Raw genomic sequence first — 24,967 nt, forward strand, 5'->3', positions numbered from 1 at the left:
GCAGCGGGCGAACTCCGGCCGGAGTCGGCGGCGAGGAAGGCGCTCCGCGCACGGAGAGTATCCCCTTGTGCAACCCTCGGTCAATCATCGATCGGCGGGCGTGGATGCCGGTTTCGGACCGGTGTCGGGATTGACCCGACGGTGCGGGTTCGGGGATTCTCCAAGGCATGGCCGACGCCGAACCGGCCGATGTCGACCCGGCGCAGGCCGCCGTCGAGGCCGTCCAACGTGCACCCCGCGAGGCGATCGCCGCGGCGCGGGCGGTCCTCGCCGCCCCCGCCGAGCCCGGCCGCCGGTCGACCGCCGAGCGGGCCATCGGGTTGGCGCTGCGCGAACTCAACGACCTACCGGGGGCGCTGCGCCACCTGCGTCGGGCGGTCCGGTACGCCGACGACCCGCGCCTGCGCGCGTTGGCCCGGATGAGCCTCGGGTACGTCCTGGCGAACGCGGGGCGTACCACCGCCGCCCTGCGGGAGGTGACTCTCGCGCTGCCGCTGCTGACCGGTGCCGACGCCGGGCGGGCCCGGATGCAGCGCGGGGTGGTGCTGCACTACCGGGGTCGTTTCGACGAGGCCGTCCGGGACTACGACGTCGCCGTGGAGATCGCCCAACGCGAGGGCGACCTGCTGTTGGAGGCCCGGGCCCGCAACAACCGGGGGCTGCTCAACGCCCACCGGCAGCCGGGCCGCAGCACCGACGGCGACCTGCTCCGGGCCGCCGCCGCCTTCGGTGGACTCGGACTCGACCTGGCCGCCGCCGACGCCCGGTGGAACAGCGGCATCGCCGCCGGACAGCGGGGGGACGTCGCCGGTGCCCTGCGCTGTTTCGCCTCGGTCGACGCCGAGTACCGCCGCCTCGCGGTGCCCCGGCCCGCGCTGCTGCTGGACCGGTTCGAACTGCTGCTGTCGGTGCCGCTGCTCGACGAGGCGGTGGAGGTGGCCGCCACCGCCGTGGCCGAGCTGCGCCGCCTCGGCCTCGCCTCCGACCTGGCCGAGGCGTTGTTGGCTCAGGCCAGGGCGGCGCTGCTCGCGGGGGACCCGGCCACCGCCGCCGACGCCGCCGCGTCGGCGCGTACCCGCTTCCACAGGCAGGGCCGACGGAGCTGGGCGACCTTCGCCCGGCACGTCGAACTGCGCGCGGCGTACGCCCAGGGACGGCGTACCCCGGTCCTGCTGGCCGCGCTGATCAGTACCGCCGACCAGCTCGACGCGACGGGGTGGCGGTCACCGGCGTCGACCACCCGGATCGAGGCGGCCCGGCTCGCCGTCGCCCTGGGCCGTCCCGGACGGGCGGCGCAGCTGCTGGAGGTGGCCGCCTCGGCTCGCCGCGTCGGCACCGCACCCCGCCGGGCCCAGGGGTGGTACGCCCTGGCGCTGCACCGTCGGCTCGCCGGTGACGAGTCGGGGGCGGCCCGAGCGTTGCGCCGGGGGCTGGCCGTCCTGGACGGGCACCGCGCGTCCCTGGGCGCCACCGAACTGCGCACCCACAGCGGCGCGTACGGGCACGAACTGGCCGCCGAGGGGTTGGACATCGCCGTCGGGCGGGCGGCCCCCGCAGCGGTGCTGCGCTGGGCGGAACGGTGGCGGGCCAACGCCCTGCGGATGCGACCGGTGTCCCCGCCGCAGGACCCCGGGTTGGCCGCTGCCCTGGCCGAGCTGCGGATGGTCAGCGCCGCACTGGAGGACGCCCTGCTCACCGGCCATCCGGTGCAGGTGCTGCGCCGTCACCAGGCGCGGCTGGAGCAGCGGATCCGGGAACTGAGCCGGGGGGTGGCCGGCGACGGTGAGCTGCTGGCCCCGCCGACGGTCCGGGGCCTGGCCGCCGCCCTCGGCGACACCGTCCTGCTGGAACTGGTCACCCACGGTCCCCGGCTGCGGGCGGTGCTCGTCCGGGACGGCCGGGCCGAGTTGTTCGACCTGGGCCGCCTCGACCAGGTGGAACGGCTGGTCCGGCTGCACCGGTTCGGGCTGCGTCGACTGGTCACCACAGCCGATCACCGCGACGCCCGCGCGGGGGTGGACCGTGCCGCCGCCGACCTCGACCGGCTGGTCTTCGGTCCGGTCCGCGCCCGGCTCGCCGACCGGCCACTGGTGATCGTCCCGGTGGGGGCGCTGCACTCCGTACCGTGGTCGGGGTTGGCGACCTGCGCGGGTCGGTCGGTGACAGTGGCGCCCTCGGCGACGGCCTGGCTGCGGGCGGCCGGTCGGGCGGCGCCCGCCGGACCGGCGGTGCTGGTCGCCGGTCCCCGGTTGCCTGCCGCCGAGACGGAGGTCGGTCAGCTCGCCGCGGTGCTGCCCGGCTCGGTGTCGTTGACCGGGGCCGGGGCCCGGGCCGACGCGGTGACCGGCGCGCTCAACGGCAGCAGGCTGGCGCACGTGGCGGCCCACGGGCGGTTCCGGGCGGACAATCCGCTCTTCTCCACCCTGGAGTTGGCGGACGGTCCGCTCACCGCCTACGAGTTGGAGCGGTTGACCTCCCCGCCCGGCTGTGTCGTCCTGTCCGCCTGCGACTCCGGGCTGGCCGGGGTCCGTCCCGGTGACGAGGTGATGGGCTTCTCGGCGGTCCTGCTGGCGCTGGGCACCCGCAGTCTGGTGGCCACGGTCCTGCCGGTGCCGGCGGACCTCACCACCACCCTGATGGTGGACCTGCACCGGCGGATGTGTGCCGGGGCCTCTCCGGCGCTCGCCCTGGCGCAGGCGCAGGCGGCGTTCGCCCGGTCGGGGGCAGGTCCGGCGGGGGCCGTCCACGCCACCGCCGCCGCCTTCGTCTGCTTCGGCGCCGGCTGACGCCTTTCGGTCGTCGGGCCTACCGGGGCTCAGCCCGGACCGGACCGCCCCCGGCCCGAGTCGACCGGAGCATCAGTCGACGTCGGCCAGTCGGCCAGGACGGCGGCGACGTCGACCCGGTCCCGCACCGGGTCGGGGGCCGGGGTCGGCACCGACGCCGGGGTCCTGTCGAAGCGGGGTGCCGGGGCCGGCTGGACGTCGTCGCCGACCTCGACGAAGGTGCCCCGGGCGGCGGTGTGCGGGTGCCGGTGCGCCTCGGTGGGGTCGAGCACCGGGGCGACGCAGGCGTCGAGGTCGGCGAAGACCGCCGTCCACTCGTCGCGGGTCCGTCGGGCGAACCGTTCGGTGAACAGTCGGCGCAGGTCGGGCCAGCCGGACGGGTCGTACTGGGCGGGCAGGTCGGGGTCGTCGGCCAGGCCGAGCCCGGTCAGCAGCGCGGCGTAGAACGCCGGTTCCAGGGCACCCACCGCCACGAACCGGTCGTCGGCGGTGCGGTACGTGTCGTAGAAGGGTGCACCGCCGTCGAGCAGGTTGTGGCCGCGCGGGGCGGACCAGAGCCCGCTGCCGACCAGCCCGTGCAGGAAGGCGGTGAGCAGGGCCGCCCCGTCGACCATCGCGGCGTCGACGACCTGGCCGATCCCGGAGCGCTCCCGTTCCAGCAGCGCGGCGAGGACACCGGTGGCCAGGAGCATCCCGCCTCCGGCGAAGTCGCCGAGCAGGTTCAGCGGGGCGTGCGGGGGCTGCCCCGCCCGACCGAGGGGGGCCAGGGCACCGGCCACCGCGATGTAGTCGATGTCGTGTCCGGCCCGTCGGGCGAGCGGGCCGTCCTGACCCCATCCGGTCATCCGGGCGTACACCAGTCGGGGGTTGCGGGACCGGCAGACGTCGGGGCCGAACCCGAGCCGTTCGGCCACCCCCGGCCGGTACGCCTCCACCAGCACGTCGGCCCGTTCGACAAGGCGCAGCAGGTCGGCGACCCCGTCGGGGGACTTCAGGTCCAGGGCGGTGACCCGCCGTCCCCGGTGCAGGGGTCCACTCGTCGGCGCGGCCAGTCGACCGGCCGCCGGGGGGCCGGGCCTGTCGACGCGGACCACGTCGGCCCCGAGGTCGGCCAGGATCATGCAGCCGAACGGGGCCGGGGCGAGGCCGGTCAGCTCCACCACCCGTACCCCGGTCAGCGGACCGCCCCGCCCACCGGGGCGGTCGGTGTGGCTCATGCCCCGCCCACCGGCTGGTCGGGACGGCCGGGTACGGCGGCCGACCGCCCGGCCGCCGACCGGTCGACCAGGTCGGCGGGGGGTGTGAACCGGTCGCCGTACCGCTCGGCGAGGGTGGTGGCCCGGGCGGCGAACCCGGCCGGACCCCCCGGGTACTGGCGGACGTAGCGCAGGACGCCACCGGTCCACGGCGGGAAACCGATGCCCAGGAGGGAGCCGACGTCGCCGTCGGCCTCGGTCCGCAGCACCCCCTCGTCGAGGCAGCGCAACGCGTCGAGGGCCTGGGCGAACAGCAGCCGCTCCTGCAGGTCGACGAACGGCACCGCCCGACCGGCGTCGGTGGCCCGGGAGGTCAGTCCGGTGAAGAGCCGACCCCGGCGGCCGTCGGGGTAGTCGTAGCAGCCCCGACCTGCGGCCCGGCCGGGCCGGTCGTGGGTGTCCACGAGGTCGTCGACGAGCCGGTGGGCCGGGAGGACGACGAATCCTTCCCGGGCGGCGGCGAACTGGCGGCGGATCCGTTGGATCAGGGTCAGGCCGACCTCGTCGGCGAGGGCGAGCGGCCCGGTGGGGTAGCCGGCCTGCACCGCGGCCTGCTCGACGGAGGCCGCCGGTACTCCCTCGACGACCATGCCCAACGCCTCGTCGATGAAGGTGCCGACCACCCGGCTGGTGAAGAAGCCCCGACCGTCGTCGACCACGATCGGGGTCTTCCCGATCCGTCGTCCCAGGTCGAAGGCGCGGGCCACGGCGGCGTCACCGGTGGCCCGGCCGACGACGATCTCCAGCAGCGGCATCCGGTCCACGGGGGAGAAGAAGTGCATCCCGAGGAAGTCGGCGGGGCGGGGCACCCCCTCGGCCAGTCCGCTGATCGGCAGGGTGGAGGTGTTCGAGGCGAGCAGGGCGTCGGCGGCCACCACCGGGGCGACCTCGGTCAGGACCCGTTGCTTGAGGGCCGGGTCCTCGAAGACCGCCTCGATCACCGCATCCGCCCCGGCGAGGGCGTCCAGCCCGGCGGTGGTGGTGATCCGGGCCAGCACCGCCGTGGCGTCGGCCTCGGTGACCCGACCCCTGCCCACCGCCCGGGTCAGGAGCCGTTCGGCGTGGTCACGGGCCTTCGCGGCGGCCTCCTCGGAGACGTCGCGGACCACCACGTCCAGACCGGCGCGGGCGCAGGCGTACGCGATGCCCGCGCCCATCATCCCGGCACCGAGTACGGCGACCCTGCGTACCGGGGCGACGTCGGCTGCGTCGGGTCGGGCCGCCCCGCCCTCGACGGCCCGCAGGTCGACGTGGAACGCCCCGATCATGTTCTTGGCGACCTGCCCGGTGAGGAGCCGGACCAGGTGTCGGGTCTCCACTGTCAGTGCGGTCTCCAGGTCGACCTGGGCGCCCTCGACGGCGGTGGCCAGGATCGCCTCGGGGGCGGGCAGTCGGGCTCCCTTGAGCTGTCGGCGCAGGGTCGCCGGGAAGGCGGGCAGCTGGGCGGCCAGCTCTCTGCCGGCCGGGGTTCCGCCGGGCATCCGGTATCCGGGGCGGTCCCACGGCTGGGCCGGGTCGGGGTTCGCCGCGATCCAGGCCCGGGCTCGGGCCAGCAGCTCCTCCTCGGTGGCGACGACCTCGTCGACCAGCCCGGCGGCCAGGGCGTCGGCCGGTCGCATCCGGCGTCCGGTGAGCAGGACGGTGGTCAGGGCCGGGGCCAGGCCGAGCATCCGGACCGTCCGGGTGATCCCGCCCGCCCCGGGGAGCACCCCGAGGGTCACCTCCGGGAGCCCCAGCCGGGAGTCGGGGGCGTCCAGGGCGATCCGGTGGTGGCAGGCCAGCGCGATCTCCAGCCCACCGCCGAGCGCGGTCCCGTTGATCGCCGCCACGACCGGTCGGCCCAGGGTCTCCAACCGGCGCAGGTCCCGTTTGACGGTGGTGAGCAGTTCGGCCAGGGCGGGGGCGTCGGCCGGGGTGGCCCGGCCCAGCTCGTCGAGATCACCACCGGCGACGAAGGTCTTCTTGGCGCTGGTCAGGACGACCCCGGTCAGGTCGTCGCGGTCGGCTTCGAGGCGGTCCACGGCGGCTGTCATGGCGGCGGCGTACGCCCGGTCCATGGTGTTGGCCGACTGGCCGGGGGCGTCGAAGGTGAGGGTGACGACGCCGTGGGCGTCGCGGTCGTACCGGATGGTGTCGGTCATCGAATTTCCTTCCGCCCTCAGCAGCGCTCGATCACGGTGGCGACGCCCATGCCGCCGCCGATGCACAGGGTCACCACGGCCCGGCGCAGGTCGCGGCGTTCGAGTTCGTCGAGGGCGGTGCCGAGCAGCATCGCCCCGGTGGCACCGAGGGGGTGCCCCAGCGCGATCGCGCCCCCGTTGACGTTCACCGTGTCGCTGTCGAGGCCGAGGTCGCGGACGTACTTGAGGACCACCGCGGCGAACGCCTCGTTGATCTCGAACAGGTCGATGTCGGCGGTGGTCAGCCCGGCCACCGCGAGGGCCTTGCGGGTGGCCGGGGTCGGCCCGGTGAGCATCAGGGTGGGGTCGGCACCGCTGACCGCCGTGGCGACGATCCGGGCGCGGGGGGTGAGACCCAGCTCCGCGCCGACGGTGTCGGAGCCGATCAGGACCAGGGCGGCCCCGTCGACGATCCCGGAGGAGTTCCCGGCGTGGTGGACGTGGTCGATCGCCTCCAGCCAGTGGAAGCGTTGCAACGCCACGGCGTCGAAGCCGCCCGCCTCGCCGATCGTGGCGAACGCCGGCTTGAGCGCGGCCAGGCCCGCCCTGGTGGTCTGCGGCCGGGGATGCTCGTCGACGGCGAGGATCTCCAGTCCGGACCGGTCGCGGACCGGGACCACGGAGCGGGTGAAGTGGCCGTCGCGCAGCGCGGTGGCCGCCCGGTCCTGCGACCGCAGCGCGTAGGAGTCCACGTCGTCGCGGGTGAAGCCCTCGACGGTGGCGATCAGGTCGGCGCTGATCCCCTGCGGGACGAAGGAGGTGGCCAGGGCGGTCTCCGGGTCGCTGACCCAGGCGCCGCCGTCGGCGCCCATCGGCACCCGGGACATCGACTCCACCCCGCCGGCCAGCAGCAGGTGTTCCCACCCGGAGCGGATCCGGGCGGCGGCCAGGTTGACCGCCTCCAACCCGGAGGCGCAGAACCGGTTGAGCTGCACCCCGCCGGTGTGGTCGGGGAGCCCGGCCAGCAGCGCCGCCGCCCGGGCCAGGTCGCCGCCCTGCTCGCCGATCGGGGTGACGATGCCCAGCAGCAGGTCCTCCAGGCGCTGCGGGTCGAGGCCGGGGTGTCGTTCGCGGAGCGCGTCGATCAGGCCGACCACCAGGCTGATCGGTTTGACGCCGTGCAGCGCCCCGGTGTCGCGGCCCCGCCCACGGGGGGTTCGGACCGCGTCGTAGACGTACGCCTGGCCGTCAGAGGGCACGGGCGATCAACTCCTTCATGATCTCGTTGGTGCCGCCGTAGATCTTCTGCGCGCGGGCGTCGACGTACATGCCGGAGATCGGGTACTCGGTGGTGAAACCGTATCCGCCGAACAGTTGCAGGCACCTGTCGGTGACCTCGCACTGCCCCTCGGTCAGCCACGACTTCGCCATCGCCGCCGTCGCCACGTCCAACTCGCCCCGGGTGTGCCGGGCGACGCAGTCGTCCAGGAAGATCCGGGCCACCCGGGTCCGGGTGGCGCACTCGGCGAGCACCATCCGGGTGTTCTGGTGCCTGATCAGCGGCTTGCCGAAGGCGGTGCGTTCCTTGGCGTATGCGGTGGTCATCTCGACGGCCCGTTGCATCACGGCGACCGCCCCGACGCCGATGACCAGCCGTTCCTGCGGGAGCTGCTGCATCATCTGGACGAAGCCGAGCCCCTCGGCGTCGCCGAGCAGGTTGCCCGCCGGCACCCGCAGGTCGTCGAAGAACAGTTCGGCGGTGTCGTTGCCGTGCAGGCCGATCTTGGACAGGAGCCGTCCCCGGCGGAACCCGTCCGGGTCGCCGCCGACCTCGCAGACCAGCAGGGAGATGCCGGCCGCCCCCTGGTCGGGGTCGGTCTTGACGGCGAGCAGGAGCAGGTCGGCCAGTCCGCCGTTGCTGATGAACGTCTTCGCCCCGGTGACCCGGTAGTGGTCGCCGTCGCGGACCGCCCGGGTCCGCATCGCCTGGAGGTCGGAGCCGCCGTCGGGCTCGGTCATCGCTATCGCCCCGACGAGGTCCCCCCGGCACAGGCCGGGCAGCCACCGCTGCTTCTGCTCCTCGCTGCCGTACGCGACGAGGTAGCCGGTGACGATGCCACTGTGGACGGCCAGTCCGAGGGTGCTCTCTCCGCAGTGGGCCTGCTCGTGGAGGAGGACCGCCTCGTGGGTGAACCCGCCGCCTCCGCCGCCGTACGCCTCGGGGACGGAGAGGCCGAGCAGGCCCAGTTCGCCGGCGCGTCGGTAGTGCTCCCGGTCGGGGTGCCCCTGGGCGGTCAGCCGTGCGGTGTGCGGCAGGACCTCCCGGGTGAAGAACGAGCGGGCCAGGTCGGCGAGGTCGGTGTGCTCGGGCTCGTGCCAGGGCGGGGTGTAGTCGGCGAGTCCAGGCGTCGGCATGGATACACCCTCACCTGCTGTTGGCGAGCTGTCAACAACTCTCGATCATCAGTCGGGCGCAGACCTGCGGGGCGTCGGCGAACGGCAGGTGACCGCAGCCGGGTAGGGCCACGTGCCGGGCCTGCGGCAACGCCGCGCGGGCCCGCCGGGCCTGTGGGCGGTACGGCAGGACCAGGTCACGGGTTCCCCAGGCGACGGTCACCGGTGTCCGGTGGAGGTGGTCGGGGTCCGGTGGACGCCAGTCGCCGAGGGCCGCCCGGGCGGGTCCGAACCCGGGAGCCTGCGCGAGCGCCGTCGCGGCGGCCCGGCAGTCGGCCGGGTCCAGCCGCCCCGGTCGACCGTGGAACGGCCCGCAGAGCGCCACCCGCCCGGCCCGGGTGGCGAGGAGCCGGGGCAGCGCCGGACGCAGGGATCGTGCGGTGGTACGGGCCGCGCCGGTCACCGTCCGACACCACCACCGGCCGAGCGGCCCCCAGAACCCGACCGGGGAGAAGGCGGTGACCCGGTCGGCGCGTCCCCGTCGGGCCAGTTCCAGGGCGATCCCCCCGCCGAGGGAGTTCCCGGCCACCTCGACCCGACCCAGGCCGAGGGTGTCGAGGAAGGCGGCCACCCGGTCGGCGAGGTGGGGCACCGAACCGGGGGTCGGGTGTGGACCCGGGTGTGGTGGCCAGGGTGGCGTCTGGCCGAATCCGGGCAGGTCCAGTGCGATGACGTCGCGGTGTCGGGCCAGGTCGGCCACTACCGGCCGCCACACCTGCCAGTGGCTGCCGAGGCCGTGGATCAGCACCAGGGGCGGGCCGTCGCCGCGCCGGTGGTGGGCGAGCCTTGTCGGGTCGGTGGGGTCCACCCGGTCAGCCTGGCACGGGCTACCCGATCGGGGACAGCGGCTGTTGACAGGTCGACAACAGAGGTGTCACCGTACGCCATGGCCGACGACTACGACGTCGTGATCATCGGTTCCGGGTTCGGGGGCAGTGTCAGCGCCCTCCGGTTGACCGAGAAGGGTTACCGGGTCGGTGTCCTGGAGGCGGGGCGACGCTTCGCCGACGAGGAGTTCCCGCAGACCTCGTGGCGGCTGCGCCGCTACCTCTACGCCCCCGCCCTCGGCTGCTACGGACTGCTGCGGATCAGCCTCCTCCGCCACGCGATGGTGCTCTCCGGGGCCGGGGTCGGCGGTGGCTCCCTCGGCTACGCCAACACCCTCTACGAGCCGCCGTCGGCGTTCTTCACCGACCCGCAGTGGGCCTCGGTCACCGACTGGGCGGCCGAACTCGCCCCCTGGTACGACCAGGCGAAACGGATGCTCGGGGTGACCGTCAACCCGGTCACCACCACCGCCGACCGGGCACTGCGGGCCGTCGCCGACGACCTCGGGGTGGGGCACACGTACCGGCGTACCCCGGTGGGGGTGCTCTTCGGGGACACGCCGGGGGAGTCGGTCGCGGACCCCTACTTCGGCGGGGCCGGGCCGACCCGGCGGACCTGCACCCTCTGCGGGGCGTGCCTGACCGGGTGCCGGCAGGGCGCGAAGAACACGCTCGTGAAGAACTACCTGTACCTGGCCGAGGCGGCCGGGGCGGTGGTCCACCCGATGACCACCGTCACCGCCGTCCGCCCGCTGCCCACCGGGGGGTACGCCGTCGACACCCGCCGGACCGGGGGACGGCTGCGCCCCCGACGACGCCGGTTCACCGCCGGTCAGGTGATCTTCGCGGCCGGTGCGCTGGGCACCCAGCGGCTGCTGCACCGGCTCCGTGACCGGGGGGTCCTCCCGGAGGTCTCGCCCCGACTGGGCGAGCTGAGCCGGACCAACTCCGAGTCGATCCTCGGTGCCCGGACCCGCCGCCGCGACGTCGACTTCAGCCACGGCGTGGCGATCACCTCGTCGATCCACCCCGATCCGGTGACCCACGTCGAGCCGGTCCGGTACGGGCGGGGCAGCAACCTGCTCGGGTTGTTGGCCACCGTCCTCGTCGACGACCCCGGCGGTCGACCCCGGTGGGTCGCCGGGCTGCGGGAACTGGCCCGCAACTGGCGTGACCTGCGGCTGCTGGCCTGGCCGGGCCGCTGGTCGGAGCAGAGCATCGTGCTCCTGGCGATGCAGCCGCTGGACAACTCGATCACCCTGCACACCGCCCGGGGGTGGTTCGGTCGCCGCCGGTTGACCAGCCGCCAGGGGATCGGGGAACCCAACCCGGTCTGGGTTCCGGCGGCCCACGACGTCGCCCGTCGCCTCGCCGAGCGGATCGACGGCGTGCCGACGGGGGCGGTCACCGAGTTGGTGGGGCGGCCGGTCACCGGGCACTTCATCGGCGGGTGCCCGATCGGCCCGGACCCCACCGCCGGGGTGATCGACCCCTACCACCGCCTGTACGGCCATCCCGGGCTGCACGTCGTCGACGGCTCGGCGGTCGCGGCGAACCTGGGGGTCAACCCGTCGTTGACCATCACCGCCCTGGCCGAGCGGGCGATGTCGATGTGGCCGCAGGCCGGTGACCCCGATCCCCGGCCGGGCCTGGGGCAGGGGTACCGTCCGGTCGACCCGGTCGCGCCCCGGTCTCCGGCTGTTCCGGCCGACGCCCCGGCAGCCGCTGCGACCAGGCCGATAGGGTCGACCGGATGAGTGTGGACACACAGGCCCGTCGACGACGACTGGAGCCGGACGCCCGGCGTGGGCAGATCCTCGCCTGCGCGGTACGACTCTTCGGTGAGCGCCCGTACGTGGACGTGTCGACCACCGACGTGGCCCGGGAGGCCGGCGTCGCCCGGGGGTTGATCAACCACTACTTCGGCACCAAGAAGAACCTCTACCTGGAGGTCATCCGGGTGATGGTCACGGTGCCCGAGGTGGCCGTCGCACAGTTGCCGGTGGGGGACCGGCGTACCCGGGTGGAGGCCAGCGTCGTCTGGTTCCTCGACACCGTCTCCCGGCACCGGACGTCCTGGCTGGCGGCGGTGACCGTCGGCGGGATGAGCCACGACCAGGACGTGGCCCGGGTGCTGCGGGAGGCCGAGGAGGTGGCGGCCGACAGCGTGCTGGTCGCGGTCGGGCTGGCCGACGTCACCGCCCACCGCGAGGAGCTGCGCGGCATGATCCGGGCGTACGGGGCGCTCGCCACCGCCGCCGCCCGGGAGTGGCTCCAGCGCGACGCCCTCGACCGCGACCAGGTGCATTTGCTGCTGACCACCACCCTGGTGACCATCGTTGAGCAGGTCTTCACCGCCGTGGTCGAGGCCACCGAGGCGGTGTCGGCCGGAGACTGACCCGAGTGGACTGTTGGCGGGATGCCAACAGGTTGCTAGCGTCGCCGCATGACTGGTCGTCGACCCCGGATCGTGATCATCGGCTCCGGGTTCGGTGGGATCGCCGTGGCCGCCGCCCTCCTCCGGGCCGGCTTCGACGACCTCGTCCTGCTCGAACGGGCCGACGACGTCGGCGGGGTGTGGCGGGACAACACCTACCCGGGGTGCGCCTGCGACATCCCCGCGCCGCTGTACTCGTACTCCTTCGCCCTGAACCCGCACTGGTCGCGACGCTTCCCGCCGCACGCGGAGATCCTCGGCTACCTGCGCCGGTGCGCCGACGACCTGGGGGTGACACCCCGGGTCCGACTCGGCGTTGAGGTCGCCGACGCCACCTGGGACCCCGACGCGACCCGGTGGCGGATCCGCACCACCGCCGGGGAGGAGATCACCGCCGACGTCCTCGTCCCGGCGGTGGGCCAGCTGTCCCGGCCGCTGGTCCCGACCCTGCCCGGGGCGGACCGGTTCGGCGGGACCGCCCTGCACACCGCCCGGTGGGACCCGACAGTCGACCTGGACGGCGCCCGGATCGCCGTCGTCGGCACCGGGGCCAGCGCGATCCAGTTCGTTCCGGCCGTCGCCGACCGGGCCGCGCAGGTCACCGTCTTCCAGCGCAGCGCCCCCTGGACCCTGCCCCGCCCCGACCGCCGGTACGGCCCGCTGCGGCAGGCCGTCCACCGCCGGTGGCCGGCCCTGATGCGGCTGCCCCGGGCCGGGGTGTGGGCGATGACAGTGGTCGCCGGGCGCGCCGTCACCGGGGGCCGGTTCACCGCCGCCGTCCTGCGCGCCGCGTCGGCCCTCCACCGTCGGTGGCAGGTCCGCGACCCGTCTCTGCGCGCCCGGGTCACCCCCACCGAGCCGCTGGGCTGCAAGCGGATCCTGTTCACCGACAGGTGGCTGCCCACCCTGGCCCGCGAGGACGTCCACCTGGTCACCACGCCGATCGCCGAGGTGACCGAGACCGGGATCCGCACCGCCGACGGCGTCGACCATCCCTGCGACGTCCTCGTCTACGGCACCGGGTTCGCCGCCACCGAGTTCCTCGCCCCGATCCGGGTCACCGGCCGCGACGGCCGCGTCCTCGCCGACGTGTGGCGCGACGGGGCGCATGCGTACCTCGGGATGACCGTTCCCGGATTCCCCAACCTCTTGCTCGTCTACGGCCCGAACACCAACACCGGCAACACCTCGGTGCTCTACTTCCACGAGGCCCAGGCCCGCTACATCGTCCAGGCCGTCCGGCTCGCCGCCGCCGGAACCCCCCTGGAGGTACGCCCCGACGTCGCCGCCGCCTACGACCGGGAGGTCCAGGATCGGCTCGCCGGTACGGCCTGGACGGGCTGCCGGAGTTGGTACCGCACCCCGGGCGGCCGGGTGGTCACCAACTGGCCGGGGTCGGCCGCCGAGTACCGCCGTCGGACCGCCCGGCTCCGTCCGGCCGACTACGGCCGCCCCTGACCCGGGGGTAGGGTGCGCTCGTGCGTGACGCTGGAGTCAGACGAGGTACCCGGCCGCCGCGTCCCGGTGGGCGTCCTCCCGGTCCTGTTCACCAGTGGCTTCCCGGCCGCTGGCAGTGGTGGGCGGCGGGCGGGTTCGCCCTGGTGGTGGCCCTTGTGGTCGGTTGGGCGATCTGGCCGAACCCCGATGCCGAACCCCGCCAGCGGGAGTACGCGGCGCAGACCGCCTGCCTGTTGACAGGGGCGACAGGGGTGGCGGACCCGGCCGCCCAGCCGGTCTGGGCCGGTATGCAGGAGGGCTCCCTCGCCACCCGGGTCAAGGTGCAGTACCTGGAAGTGGACGGGGCGCAGACGACGGCGAACGCGGAGACCTTCCTCGCGAGCCTCGTACAGAGCCGTTGTGATCTTATTCTCACCGTCGGTGAGGCACCGTCGGGGGCGGTCCGGGCCACCGCAGCCCGCTTCCCGTCTGCCCGTTTCGTCGCCTTCGGGCCGGCCGAGGCGACCTCGAACGTGTCCGTTGTGGACACGTCCGACCCGGAAACGGTACGTCGGTCGGCCCGGGATCTGGTGACCGGACTGTCGCCCGCGCAGGACTGAGGACTCTCAGCCTTCGCACAGGTTTGGCCGAACGGACTACTTGTGCCGCCATCGATGTGATCCCCACACTCTCGTCGACGTTTCACGCTCAACGGGGGAGGGTCGGCCATGCGCCGATTCAGCGGCGCCATGCGCCGTGTGTCCATTGTGGTCGCTATTGTCTTCGGACTGTCAGTTGCGGTGCCACAGGGCGCGGTGCGACCGGGTGACGAGTTCCCGTTCACCTGGCTGACCTGGTTCACCCAACGGCCGGCCTGGTCGGCGGCGGGTGCCTTCGTCGGCCTCCCCGTGCAGGGCAAGGGTCGCGTCGGCGAGGTGGACCCGCACGTACCGGCCTCGGCCACCGACGCCCGGACCGGCGCCGGTCGGGCACCGGAACCGGCAGCGGGCACGCTGGAGTCGTACCAGCCGCACCGGCTCGCCGTCACCCCCGACACCACGGGCGTCGCCGAGCCGGGCTTCGACGCCCGGACCAGCAAGCGGGACCTCCGCCGGTCGACCCAACGCTCCGACGTCTTCACCAACGCCGACGGGTCGGTCACCCGCCGGACCTACAACCGCCCGGTCAACTACCGTGCCGCCGACGGCACCTGGCGTCCGATCGACTCCGACCTGACCCGCCGCTCCGACGGCCGGTTGCACGTCACCGCCAACCGGCTCGGGATCTCCGTCGCCGGTGCCGCCCCCGCCACCACGACGTCGGGGGCGCGGGCCGCGAACGCCGCCCCGACCGGCCCGCCCGCCGCCGATCGACCCGCCGCCGATCCTTCCGCCGCCCCATCCGCCGCCGACCGGGCCGAGGTGTCCGGGGCGTCGGACCCCTCGACCGACCTGGCCCGGCTCACCCTCCCCGGCGGGGAGACCGTCGGGTACCGGCTGGAGGGGGCCACCGTCGGCACCCCCGAGGTGACCGACGGCACCGCCGTCTACCGGAACGTCCTCACCGACACCGACCTGGAGCTGACCACCTTCGACGCCGGCATCAAGGAGACCCTGGTCCTGCGCTCGCCGCAGGCCCCGTCGACCTGGGTGTTCCCGCTGCGCCTGACCGGGCTGACCCCCCGGCTGACCGTTGACGGCGAGGTCGAACTGCTCGACGCCGACGGCAAGGCGGCGGCCTGGTTCCCGCACGGGTCGATGCAGGACGCCAACGTCGACCCCCACTCCGGGGCACCGGCCGAGTCCTCCGGAGTCACCTTCGAACTGATCACCGTCGCCGGGGCCCCGGCGCTGCGGGTGGTCGCCGACCGGGCCTGGCTCGACGACCCGTCCCGGCAGTACCCGGTCCGGGTGGACCCCACCGTCACCACCGGGACGACCGGGGACGTCTACGTCGACAACGACTCCGCGACCACCAACCACAACGGCGACAACCTGCCGGTCGGCACGTACGACGGGGGAACGGTCAAGGCCCGGTCCTTCATCAACTTCGACGAGTTCGACGACGACGGGCTGATCGGCAAGCGGATCACCGCCGCCAAGCTGCGGCTCTACCACACCTGGTCGTACGACTGCAGCTCCCACAAGCCCTTCCAGGTCCACCGGGTGACCCAGCCGTGGACCGTCGCCAACCTCACCACCGGGAGCTACCCCGGCCCGACGGTCTCCGCCTCGATCGGGTCGCTGACCATCACCAACAACTCACCCGCCTGCGGCAACACCGCCGCCGACCGCAGCGTCGGCCGGTGGGCGACGGTTCCGCTGGAGGTCGCCACCTTCAACGACTGGTCGACCGGCGGGGCGAACGAGGGGCTGGCGCTGACCGCCTCGGAGACCGACTCCACCGCCTGGAAGCGGTTCACCGCCGCCAACTACTCGTCCGGTGCGTACAAGCCGTACCTGGAGCTGACCTACAGCAACAACGTCGTCCCGCAGGTCAACCTCCGCTACCCGGGCAACAACGCGGTGGTCAACACCCTCACCCCGGAGCTGCTGTCGCGGGCCGTCGACCCGGACAAGTGGCCGGCCAAGGGGTTCACCTACAACTACGTCGTCACCGACGCCGCGACAAACGCCCTGGTGGTGAACTCCGGGTGGGTCGCCACACCCGCCTGGACCGTCCCGACCGGGCTACTGGCCTGGAACAAGACCTACCTGTACACGGTCCGGGTCTACGACAAGGTCGGCTACAGCGCCGTCTACCCGGCGTTCGCCTTCAGCACCTCGGTCCCGCAACCGGTCCTCACCACCAACCTGGCGCAGAACTCCGGCAAGGGCTTCGACCCGAGCATCGGCAACTACACCACCTCCGCCACCGACGCCAGCGTCGCCACCGTCGGGCCGTCCCTGTCGGTGACCCGCAGCTACAACAGCCTCGACACCCGACGTCACAACGCGTTCGGCACCGGCTGGTCGAGCATGGTGGACACCCGGGCCACCCGGGTCCTGGACGTCGCGGGGACCGTCCAGTCGGTGCTTGTCACCTATCCGACCGGGCAGGACGTCGCCTTCGGCCGCAACGCCAACGGCACCTTCACCGCCCCCAGCGGCCGGTTCGCCACCCTGGTCGAGACGAAGAACTCCGCCGGTACGGTCACCGGCTACACCCTGACCGACAAGGACGCCACGGTCTACACCTTCGGCCGGGCGGTCGGCACCGACGTGTTCAAGGTGACCCGGATCGCCGACGCCAACGGCCGGGCGCTGACCTTCACCTACTCCACCACCGGTCAGCTCACCACAGTCACCTCGGCCGCCGGTCGGTCCCTGCACGTCACCTGGTCCACCCCGACCGGGTCGACCCACCCGCACGTGGCGACGGTGACCACCGACCCGGCCACCCCCGGCGACCCGACCACTGCGGCCGTCTGGCAGTACGGCTACGGGGCCGGTGACCAGCTGACCCAGGTCTGCCCGCCGACCGACCCCACCCGGTGCACCACCTACCAGTCGACCCCCACCTCGCAGTACGCCAACGCGGTGCTCAACGCCGGGCCGTACTCGTACTGGCGGATGGACGAGGCGGCCGGGACGACCACGGCGGCCAGCCGGGTGCTGAGCAACGCCGGTGTCGACAACGCCCGCTACACGAACGTCACCCTCGGCCAACCGGCCGGACTGCCCGGGTCGACGGCCACCACCGCCGGATTCAACGGGACCAGCTCCCACGTCCAACTCCCCGGCAAGATCGTCTCCGAGGGGCAGTACCAGTCGGTCAGCATGTGGTTCCGTACCACCACCCCGAACGGGGTGCTGTTCAGCTACCAGGTCGACCCGATCGGCAACGGCACCACGTCCAGCAACTACACCCCGGCCCTCTACATCGGCAGCGACGGCCGACTGCGGGGCGAGTTCTGGATGGGTTCGACCACCCCGATGACCACAGACGTCCCGGTCACCGACGGGAACTGGCACCACGTGGTGCTCGCCGGTGCCGGGGACACCCAGCGCCTCTACCTCGACGGGGTCCTCAAGGGGACACTGAACGGGACGATCTCCCTGCACGCCGGGGAGTCGGCGAACGTCCTGGTCGGGGCCGGTTTCGTCGGCGGCGGATGGCCCGGGCACCTCAGGTCGGGCACCTCCCCGGCGGTGGCCACCCATTTCACCGGCTCCATCGGCGAGGTGGCCTTCTTCAACCAGGCCCTGACCGGGGCCACCGCCGCCGAGCTGCACGCCGTCGGGCGTAACAGTCACCCGGTGTTGAGCAAGGTGGTCCGTCCCTCGGGTGGGACGACAGCCGAGATCGCCTACGACACCGCCACCGGCCGGGTCGCCTCCCTCACCGACGAGAACGGCGGCACCTGGAACCTCGCCGCCCCGACCGTCTCCGGCAACAGCGACGTGTACGCGGCATCGGTCCTCGGCGCCAAGCCCGCCGACTACTGGCGACTCGGTGAGACCGAGGTGACCGAGGCGGTCAACGAGGTCCAGGGGGGCACCGCCACCTACGACACCACCACCCTCGGGGTGGCCGGGCCGTTCAGCGACAGCCGGGCCGCCTCGTTCAACGGCACCTCCTCCCACCTGGTGCTACCTCCCGAGGACATCCCGACGACCGGGCCGAACTCGGTGGAGATGTGGTTCAAGGTGCCGTCCGGCCCCACCACCGGCGGGGTCCTCTACGGCTACCAGGCCGCCCCGTTGGAGGACCCGAGCGTCACCGGGAACTGGACCCCCGCCCTCTACGTCGGCACCGACGGCAAGCTCCGTGGCGGGTTCTGGACCGGCAGCCCCACCCGGTTGGTCACCAGTGCCGCCGGTGTCAACGACAACAAGTGGCACCACGTCGTCCTCTCCGCCGGAACCAACACCCAGACCCTCTACCTCGACGGGGTCCCGATCGGGACGATCAACCACGCCCTGGCGGTGACCGACGCCGTCAACGCGTATGTCGGTGCGGGCAAGTGGTCGGGCAGTTGGCCGATGACCGGCACCCGGACGGTCGGCCACTTCACCGGTTCCGTCGCCGAGGTGGCGTTCTACCGGTCGCAGCTCTCCGCCGAGCAGGTCTCGGGGCACTTCGCGGCGTCGAAGCAGACCGCCCCGGTGGCGGTGACGATGCTCTCCGGGGTGGCCACCGCCATCGCCATGCCGGTCTCCACTGTCACGGTGACCGGGCCGACGGGGGAGACCACCTCGTACAGCTACGACCTGGTCAACGGCAACCGTCTGGTGGCGCAGACCGACGGGCTGGGCAACACCACCAAGTTCGGCTACGACGTCGGCGGGTACGGAAACCTCACCTACGACCCGCGCGGGGTGTGGTCCCAGGAACTCCAGGACGTCCGGGGCAACACCAGACAGGTCATCACCTGCCAGGACCAGTCCGCCGGCCGGTGTTCGTCGGTCTACTACACCTACTATCCGGACGCGACCACCACGGTCCTCACCCCGGATCCCCGCAACGACCTGATCCTGACCGTCCGGGACGGCAGGTCGGCGTCGGAGACCGACGACACCTACCGGACCAGCTACGGCTACGACACCTTCGGCAACCAGGTCGGGATCACCGATCCGCTGGGCCGGACCACCCGGGTCACGTACACCGACGGGACGACCGTCGCGGCCAAGGACGGCGGGTTCGCCCCCGCCGGTCTGCCGGCGACGGTGACCACCCCCGGTGGGCAGGTCCAACGGGTCTTCTACAACGCCAGCGGTGACGTCGCCGAGGTGATCGAACCGTCCGGCAAGATCATTCGGTACACGTACGACGGGGTGGGTCGGGTCCTCACCGAGACCGAGGTGACCACCAACCACGCGACCGGGTTGACCACCGGCTACACCTACGACCTCCTGGGGCGGCCGGTCACCGAGACCGAGCCGGGGGTGACCAACCGGGTCACCGGCGCGGTCCACACCGCCCGGACCACCACCGTCTACGACGTCGACGGCAACGTCACCGAGGTCACCGTCGCCGACCTGACCGGCGGGGACGCCTCCCGGACCACCCGGCACACCTACAACGGGTACGGCCAGGAGTCCTCGACCACGAACGCGGGCAACCAGACCACCACCTTCGGGTACGACGTCCACGGCCGGGTGGTGAGCGAGACCGAACCCGACGGGACCGTCAACACCAGCACCTACGACGCCGAGGGGAACCTGCTCACCTCGACGGTGGAGGACTTCACCGGCGACCCGAACAACCCGTCGAGCCCTCGTGACCTGGTCACCGTGCAGCGGGCGTACGACCCGGCGGGACGGCTGGCCAGCGAGACCGACGCGATGGGGTGGACCACCGCGTACACGTACACCGATAACGGGTTGGAGGCGAAGGTCACCCGTACCGACAACGACGGGCGGACCTTCCTCATCGAGGAGAACCGGTACGACGCGGCCGGGAACGTAGTGACCGAGGTGACCAACAACGGCCACACCGTCACCACCGCCACCTACGACGCCGCCGGTCGGACGGCCACCTCCACCGTCGACCCGGACGGCCTCAAGCGCAAGACCACCCTCGTCTACGACCTCGACGACAACGTGGTCTCCACCGTCTCCACCAGCGCGGACGGCACCGTCACCAGCGTCTCCGACGCGTTCTACGACCACGCCGGTCGGGCCGTCGCCGAGACCGAGTACACCTCCACCGCCCTGACCCCGGTGGGCAGGTGGAAGCTCGACGAGACCACCGGGACGAAGGCCGCCGACGCGGCGGGCAACAGCCCCGCCACCGCCGCCGGCGGGGTGACCTGGTCGACCGAGCGCGGGGGCTCGGCGGTCTTCGACGGGACCAGCGGCCACCTGGCCGCGCCCCGGGTGGTCGACACCACCCGGGCGTTCACGGTGGCCGCCTGGGTGAAGCTTACCGGGGCGGGCACCGGCACCGAGCAGCTCGTCGTCTCCGCGCCCGGGGCGACCGGCAACACCGCCCTGAAGCTGCACCACCTGCCGGCCCAGAACCGCTGGCACACGGCGATGTCGGTGCGCAAGGCCGACGGGACGGTCACCTGGGTCAACGCGGGGAGCCCGAACGGCTCCGCCACCCCCGGGACCTGGACCCACCTGGCCGTCACCGCCGACCCGGCGACGAAGACCCTCCGGCTGTACGCGAACGGGACCCTCCAGGGCACGACCACCACCACCGAGGACTTCAACAACCAGTCCACCGGGCTCACCATCGGCGGCGCCGACGGGTTCGGCTGGTTCCCCGGTGCCGTCGACGACGTGCAGGCGTACCAGAAGGCGCTGTCGGCGGCCGAGATCTCCCAGCTGCGGGCGGGGACCGCACCGGCGGCGGACGCCCAGGTCATCCGGACCTCCCAGACCGTGGACTCCGACGACCTGCCGACCTCGGTGACCGACCCCAACGGCGACACCACCTACTACGGGTACGACGAGGAGGGCCGGGCGGTGCGGACCACCGCCCCGGCGGCCCTGGTCGAGCAGGCCGGGCAGCTCCCGGCCATGGCCAACGCGGTGACCCTGGTCGGCTACAACACCTTCGACGAGCCGACCGACGTCCGGGACGCCAACGGCAACTGGTCGGTCATCGAGTACGACGCCCTCGGCCGGACGGTCGCCGAACAGGCACCGGCCTACACCCCGCCGGGGGCCACCGCCCCGATCGTCCCCCGGACCACCCAGACCTACGACGCCGGTGGTGAGGTCGCCACCGTCACCGACCCGCTGGGCCGGGTCACCCGGTACACCTACGACCAGCTCGGTCGGCTCGCCGAGGAGGTCGCGCCCAACGACGGGGCGACCACCTACACCTACGACGACATCGGCAACACCCTGTCGGTGACCGACCCGACCGGCGCGGTCACCACCGCCACCTACGACTACCTGGGGCGGACCGTCACCTCGACGGACGTGGTCCGGCAGGACTCGACCCACCACACCACCCACTACACCTACACCCCGCAGGGGTGGCCGCAGCAGGTCACCACCCCGGCCGGGGTGACCTCCCGGACCGAGTACAACGTCCTGGGCGAACCGACGGCGGTCTTCGACGGGGCGAACAACCGGACCCGGTACGAGTACGACGCCGAGGGGCGGACCACCAGGACGATCCGGCCCGACAACTCCTACTCGACAGTCGAGTACGACCTGGCGGACCGGCCGCTCCGGACCGCCGAGCACGGGGCGACCGGAACCCTGCTGTCGGACAGGTCGGCCCGCTACGACCGGGCCGGGAACCTCGTCGCCTCCACCGACGCCAAGGGCACCACCGCCACCTTCGAGTACGACGCGACCGGGGTGGTCACCCGGCACACCCAGCCGATCTCCGGGTCGGACGCGATCGTCACCACCTTCGGGTACGACCTGGAGGGCAACCGGACCCGGTTCACCGACGGCCGGGGCAACGCCTTCTTCACCACGTACAACCCGTGGGGGTTGCCGGAGTCGCAGATCGAGCCGGCGACGGCGGCCCACCCGGGCGCGGCCGACCGGACCTTCACCCTCGCCTACGACGCGGCGGCCCGCCCGGTGCGGCAGCTGCTGCCCGGCGGGGTGTCGGTGACCAACACCTACGGTGACCTGGACCAGCTCCTGCGGCAGGCGGGGGCGGGGGCGGAGGCGGCCACCACCGACCGGGTCTTCGACTACGACGTGGCCGGCCGGATGACGTCCTTCTCCGGGCCGGGCGGCACGAACAGCGTCACCTACGACGACAGGGGTCAACCCCGGTCGGTCACCGGCCCGGAGGGGAACACCTCGTTCGGGTACGACGCCGACGGGCGGGTCACCTCCCGACAGGACGCGGCCGGTACCACCACCTTCGGGTACGACGTGGCGGGCCGGCTGGCCACCCTCAGCAACCCGACGGCGGGGACGCAGCTCGGCTACACCTACAACACCCTGTCCCAGGTCACCAGGATCACCCACGGCACCAACGGGAACACCCGCAACTTCACCTTCGACGCCTCGCACCGGATCGTCGGGGACGAACTGCGGACCCCGACCGGGACCCCCCTGGCGAAGATCACCTACGGGTGGGACCTGAACGACAACATCGTCACCAAGAACACCACCGGGTTCGCCGGGTCGGCGAACAACAGCTACACCTACGACCTCGCGGGCCGGTTGACGTCCTGGAACAACGGCACCACCAGCACTGTGTACGCCTACGACAAGGCCGGCAACCGGGTGCAGAACGGCGCCAAGCTGTTCAGCTACGACCAGCGCAACAGGCTCCTCGACGCCGACGGGACGGCCTACCAGTACACCGCCCGGGGCACCCTTGCCCGGGCCGGCGGGAACGTGACCAGCGCCGACGCCCTCGGTCAGGTGGTGTCGCAGGAGGCCGGCGGGGCCACCCAGACCTACTCGTACGACGCCCTGGGCCGGGCCGTCCGCCCCGGTCACGCGTACTCCGGGCTCGGCAACGACCTGGCCGCCGACTCCTCCTCGACCTACGTCCGGGGGCCGGGCGGCGACGTGGTCGGCACCACCTCCGGCGGCCAGCAGCGGATGGTCTGGACCGACCTGCACACCGACGTGGTCGGGCAGCTCACCGCCACCGGGACCACCCTCGCCGGGTCGGTCACCTACGACCCCCTCGGCAAGGTGGTCGTCTCCGGGGGACTGATCGGGCAGCTCGGCTACCAGTCGGAGTGGACCGACGCGGCGACCAGCCGGGTCAACATGCACGCCCGGTGGTACAACCCGGACACCGGGCAGTTCGACACCCGGGACACCGCCTCCAACAGCCCCCTGCCGGACTCGATCAACGCCAACCGGTACCAGTACGGCGACGCGAACCCGCTCACCGTGACCGACCCGACCGGCCACTGGGGTCTGCGCGACCTCGGTCGTGGTCTGCGGAAGGCGGCCAGCGCCGTCACCTCGACCGCCCGGTCGGCGTACTCGTACACGTCGTCGTACGTGTCGCGGGCCTCCTCGTACGCCGCGTCCTACACCTACTCGGCGTACAACTCGGCCAAGGCCAAGGTCACCAAGACCGTCAAGAAGGCCAAGGCCGTGGTCAAGAAGAAGGTCCAGCAGGTCAAACGCAAGTACGAGCAGGTCAAACAGCAGGTCAAGAAGAAGTACAACCAGGCGAAGCGGTACGTCAAGAAGAAGGTCGAGAAGGCCAAGAAGTACGTGGCGAAGAAGGTCGCCGCGGTCAAGAAGAAGGCCAAACAGACGATCGCCAAGGCCAAACAGGCCGGTAAGAAGATCGCCGCCAAGGCCCAGCGGGTGGTCAAGAAGGCCACCACAGCCGTACGAGACGCCACCAACGCGACGAAGAAATGGGTAAAGGACCACAAGGACGTCCTGTTGGAGGTCGCCGCGATCGGCGGGGCGATCCTCGCCGGCATCGCCTGCACGGCGGTGACCGCCGGGGCCGGGGCGCTGGCCTGCATCGCCGGGGCCGGAGCGCTGATCACCCTCGCGAAGGACGCGGCGCAGGGCGACATCCACAGCATGGGCGACGCCCTGGGCTCCCTCGGGACGGGAGCGGTCGCCGGGCTGCTCGGCGGTGCCGGTGGGGCCATCGCGGCCCGGGTCGGTGCGGCGGTGGCCAAGAAGGCCGGCACCGGACTGCTGGGCCGGTTGGCGGTCGAGGGTGTCGAGGGTGGGGTGGAGGACGCCCTGGGACAGGTCGCCACCACCGGCTCGTACAACCCGCGCGCCGCTGTGGAGAACATGGTGCCGGGGCTGGGCGCGTTGAGCCGCAAGGGCGGCGGTGGCGCCCGGTCGGGCGGGGCATCGCCCTCCTCGGGGCGGAACGCGGCGGGGATCAGTGTCTCCGGTGGGTCGGGGTCCTGCCCGACGAACGGTCGTCGGCACAGCTTCGACCCGCAGACGCCGGTGTTGATGGCTGACGGGAGTAGTCGGCCGATCGAGGACGTCAACGTCGGTGACCGGGTGTTGGCGACGGATCCGGTGGCGGGGCGGTCGGAGCCGAAGCAGGTGACCCGGCTGCACCGCAACGTGGACGAGGACCTGACCGACCTGACGGTCCGGGACCAGGACGGTCGGGTGACGAAGGTCGAGACGACCTGGCACCACCCGTTCTGGAACGACTCGAAGCGCAAGTGGACCGACGCGAAGGACCTGAAGCCGGGCACGCGGCTCCTGGTCCGGGGCAAGGGCGCGGTAACCGTGGTGGCGGTGCTGAACCAGCTCGGCACCGAGGAGATGCGCGACCTCACCGTCGCCGACATCCACACGTACTATGTGCTGGCGGGGCAGACTCCGGTTCTCGTTCACAACAACAACTGCCCCAATGGGAAGCTGTCGGATCCGCTTCCGCAGGGGATGTCGAAGAACTTTGTCAACGCGTATGACGACATCAGGGCCGGAAGCGGTGTTCCGCAGACGGATCCCTCCACGGGGGTGCAGAAGGTATTCCAAGGCAAGGCGACGCACGAGAAGCGCTGGGCGGGTGCGCTGGAGTATCGAGTTCCCGGCACCAAGGGGGACAATGCCAGAATTCTAGCGAAGACCCTCCCTGATGGCCGGATGGTGATGGGGTGGACGAATGACCACTACAAAACCATCAAACCCTTCACTGCGCCTCACTTCCCTGATGCTGGCTGGTAGTGGAGGAAAATAACTATAGCGGAGAGTCCGCAGAGGTCGATAAAACCTGTGCGGACTCTCCGCTATAGTTGTTCTGGTCCGACGCGCGAGAG

Annotated in this window: 11 protein-coding genes; 6 read left to right on the top strand and 5 right to left on the bottom strand. The window is 72.6% G+C overall.

Annotated features, from left to right (window positions below; genetic code table 11):
- Positions 1-167: 167 nt before the first annotated feature.
- Positions 168-2,786 (top strand): CHAT domain-containing protein, encoded by a 2,619-nt coding sequence (locus WHN02_RS16695; RefSeq protein ID WP_434739672.1) that lies wholly within the window; start codon positions 168-170, stop codon positions 2,784-2,786.
- A 29-nt stretch (positions 2,787-2,815) separates the two neighbouring features.
- Here WHN02_RS16695 and WHN02_RS16700 read toward each other — a convergent pair whose 3' ends face one another.
- The 5 genes from WHN02_RS16700 to WHN02_RS16720 are packed head-to-tail and all read right to left on the bottom strand — an operon-like array spanning position 2,816 to position 9,424.
- Positions 2,816-4,003 (bottom strand): CaiB/BaiF CoA transferase family protein, encoded by a 1,188-nt coding sequence (locus tag WHN02_RS16700; RefSeq protein WP_434739673.1) that lies wholly within the window; start codon positions 4,001-4,003, stop codon positions 2,816-2,818.
- Entirely contained in the window at positions 4,000-6,183 is a 2,184-nt protein-coding gene (locus WHN02_RS16705; protein ID WP_434739674.1) for a 3-hydroxyacyl-CoA dehydrogenase NAD-binding domain-containing protein, read from the bottom strand. The genes WHN02_RS16700 and WHN02_RS16705 overlap by 4 nt, the downstream gene beginning before the upstream one ends.
- A gap of 17 nt (positions 6,184-6,200) precedes the next feature.
- On the bottom strand, positions 6,201-7,421 hold the full coding sequence (locus WHN02_RS16710) for an acetyl-CoA C-acetyltransferase (RefSeq protein WP_434739675.1): 1,221 nt from the start codon (positions 7,419-7,421) through the stop codon (positions 6,201-6,203).
- Positions 7,411-8,577 carry an acyl-CoA dehydrogenase family protein gene (locus WHN02_RS16715; protein WP_434739676.1) on the bottom strand — a complete coding sequence of 389 codons (1,167 nt, stop codon included), beginning with the start codon at positions 8,575-8,577 and terminating at the stop codon, positions 7,411-7,413. The genes WHN02_RS16710 and WHN02_RS16715 overlap by 11 nt, the downstream gene beginning before the upstream one ends.
- 31 nt (positions 8,578-8,608) lie before the next feature.
- On the bottom strand, positions 8,609-9,424 hold the full coding sequence (locus tag WHN02_RS16720) for an alpha/beta fold hydrolase (protein ID WP_434739677.1): 816 nt from the start codon (positions 9,422-9,424) through the stop codon (positions 8,609-8,611).
- 78 nt (positions 9,425-9,502) lie between these two features.
- Here WHN02_RS16720 and WHN02_RS16725 point away from each other — a divergent pair, with 78 nt between their 5' ends.
- The 5 genes from WHN02_RS16725 (at position 9,503) to WHN02_RS16745 (ending at position 24,875) form a co-directional block, all read left to right on the top strand.
- Entirely contained in the window at positions 9,503-11,200 is a 1,698-nt protein-coding gene (locus WHN02_RS16725; RefSeq protein ID WP_434739678.1) for an FAD-dependent oxidoreductase, read from the top strand.
- Positions 11,197-11,841: a TetR/AcrR family transcriptional regulator gene (locus tag WHN02_RS16730; RefSeq protein ID WP_434739679.1), complete on the top strand. Its 645-nt coding sequence runs from the start codon at positions 11,197-11,199 to the stop codon at positions 11,839-11,841. The genes WHN02_RS16725 and WHN02_RS16730 overlap by 4 nt, the downstream gene beginning before the upstream one ends.
- Before the next feature lie 48 nt (positions 11,842-11,889).
- A complete protein-coding gene (locus WHN02_RS16735) occupies positions 11,890-13,338 on the top strand; it encodes a flavin-containing monooxygenase (protein WP_434739680.1) in 1,449 nt (482 codons plus the stop codon).
- A 143-nt stretch (positions 13,339-13,481) separates the two neighbouring features.
- Complete coding sequence (locus WHN02_RS16740) at positions 13,482-13,937, top strand: hypothetical protein (protein ID WP_434739681.1); 456 nt, start codon at positions 13,482-13,484, stop codon at positions 13,935-13,937.
- A 180-nt stretch (positions 13,938-14,117) separates the two neighbouring features.
- Positions 14,118-24,875: a LamG-like jellyroll fold domain-containing protein gene (locus WHN02_RS16745; protein WP_434739682.1), complete on the top strand. Its 10,758-nt coding sequence runs from the start codon at positions 14,118-14,120 to the stop codon at positions 24,873-24,875.
- Positions 24,876-24,967 lie beyond the last annotated feature (92 nt).

The organism is Micromonospora sp. SH-82 (assembly GCF_051132485.1).
Classification (GTDB): domain Bacteria; phylum Actinomycetota; class Actinomycetes; order Mycobacteriales; family Micromonosporaceae; genus Micromonospora.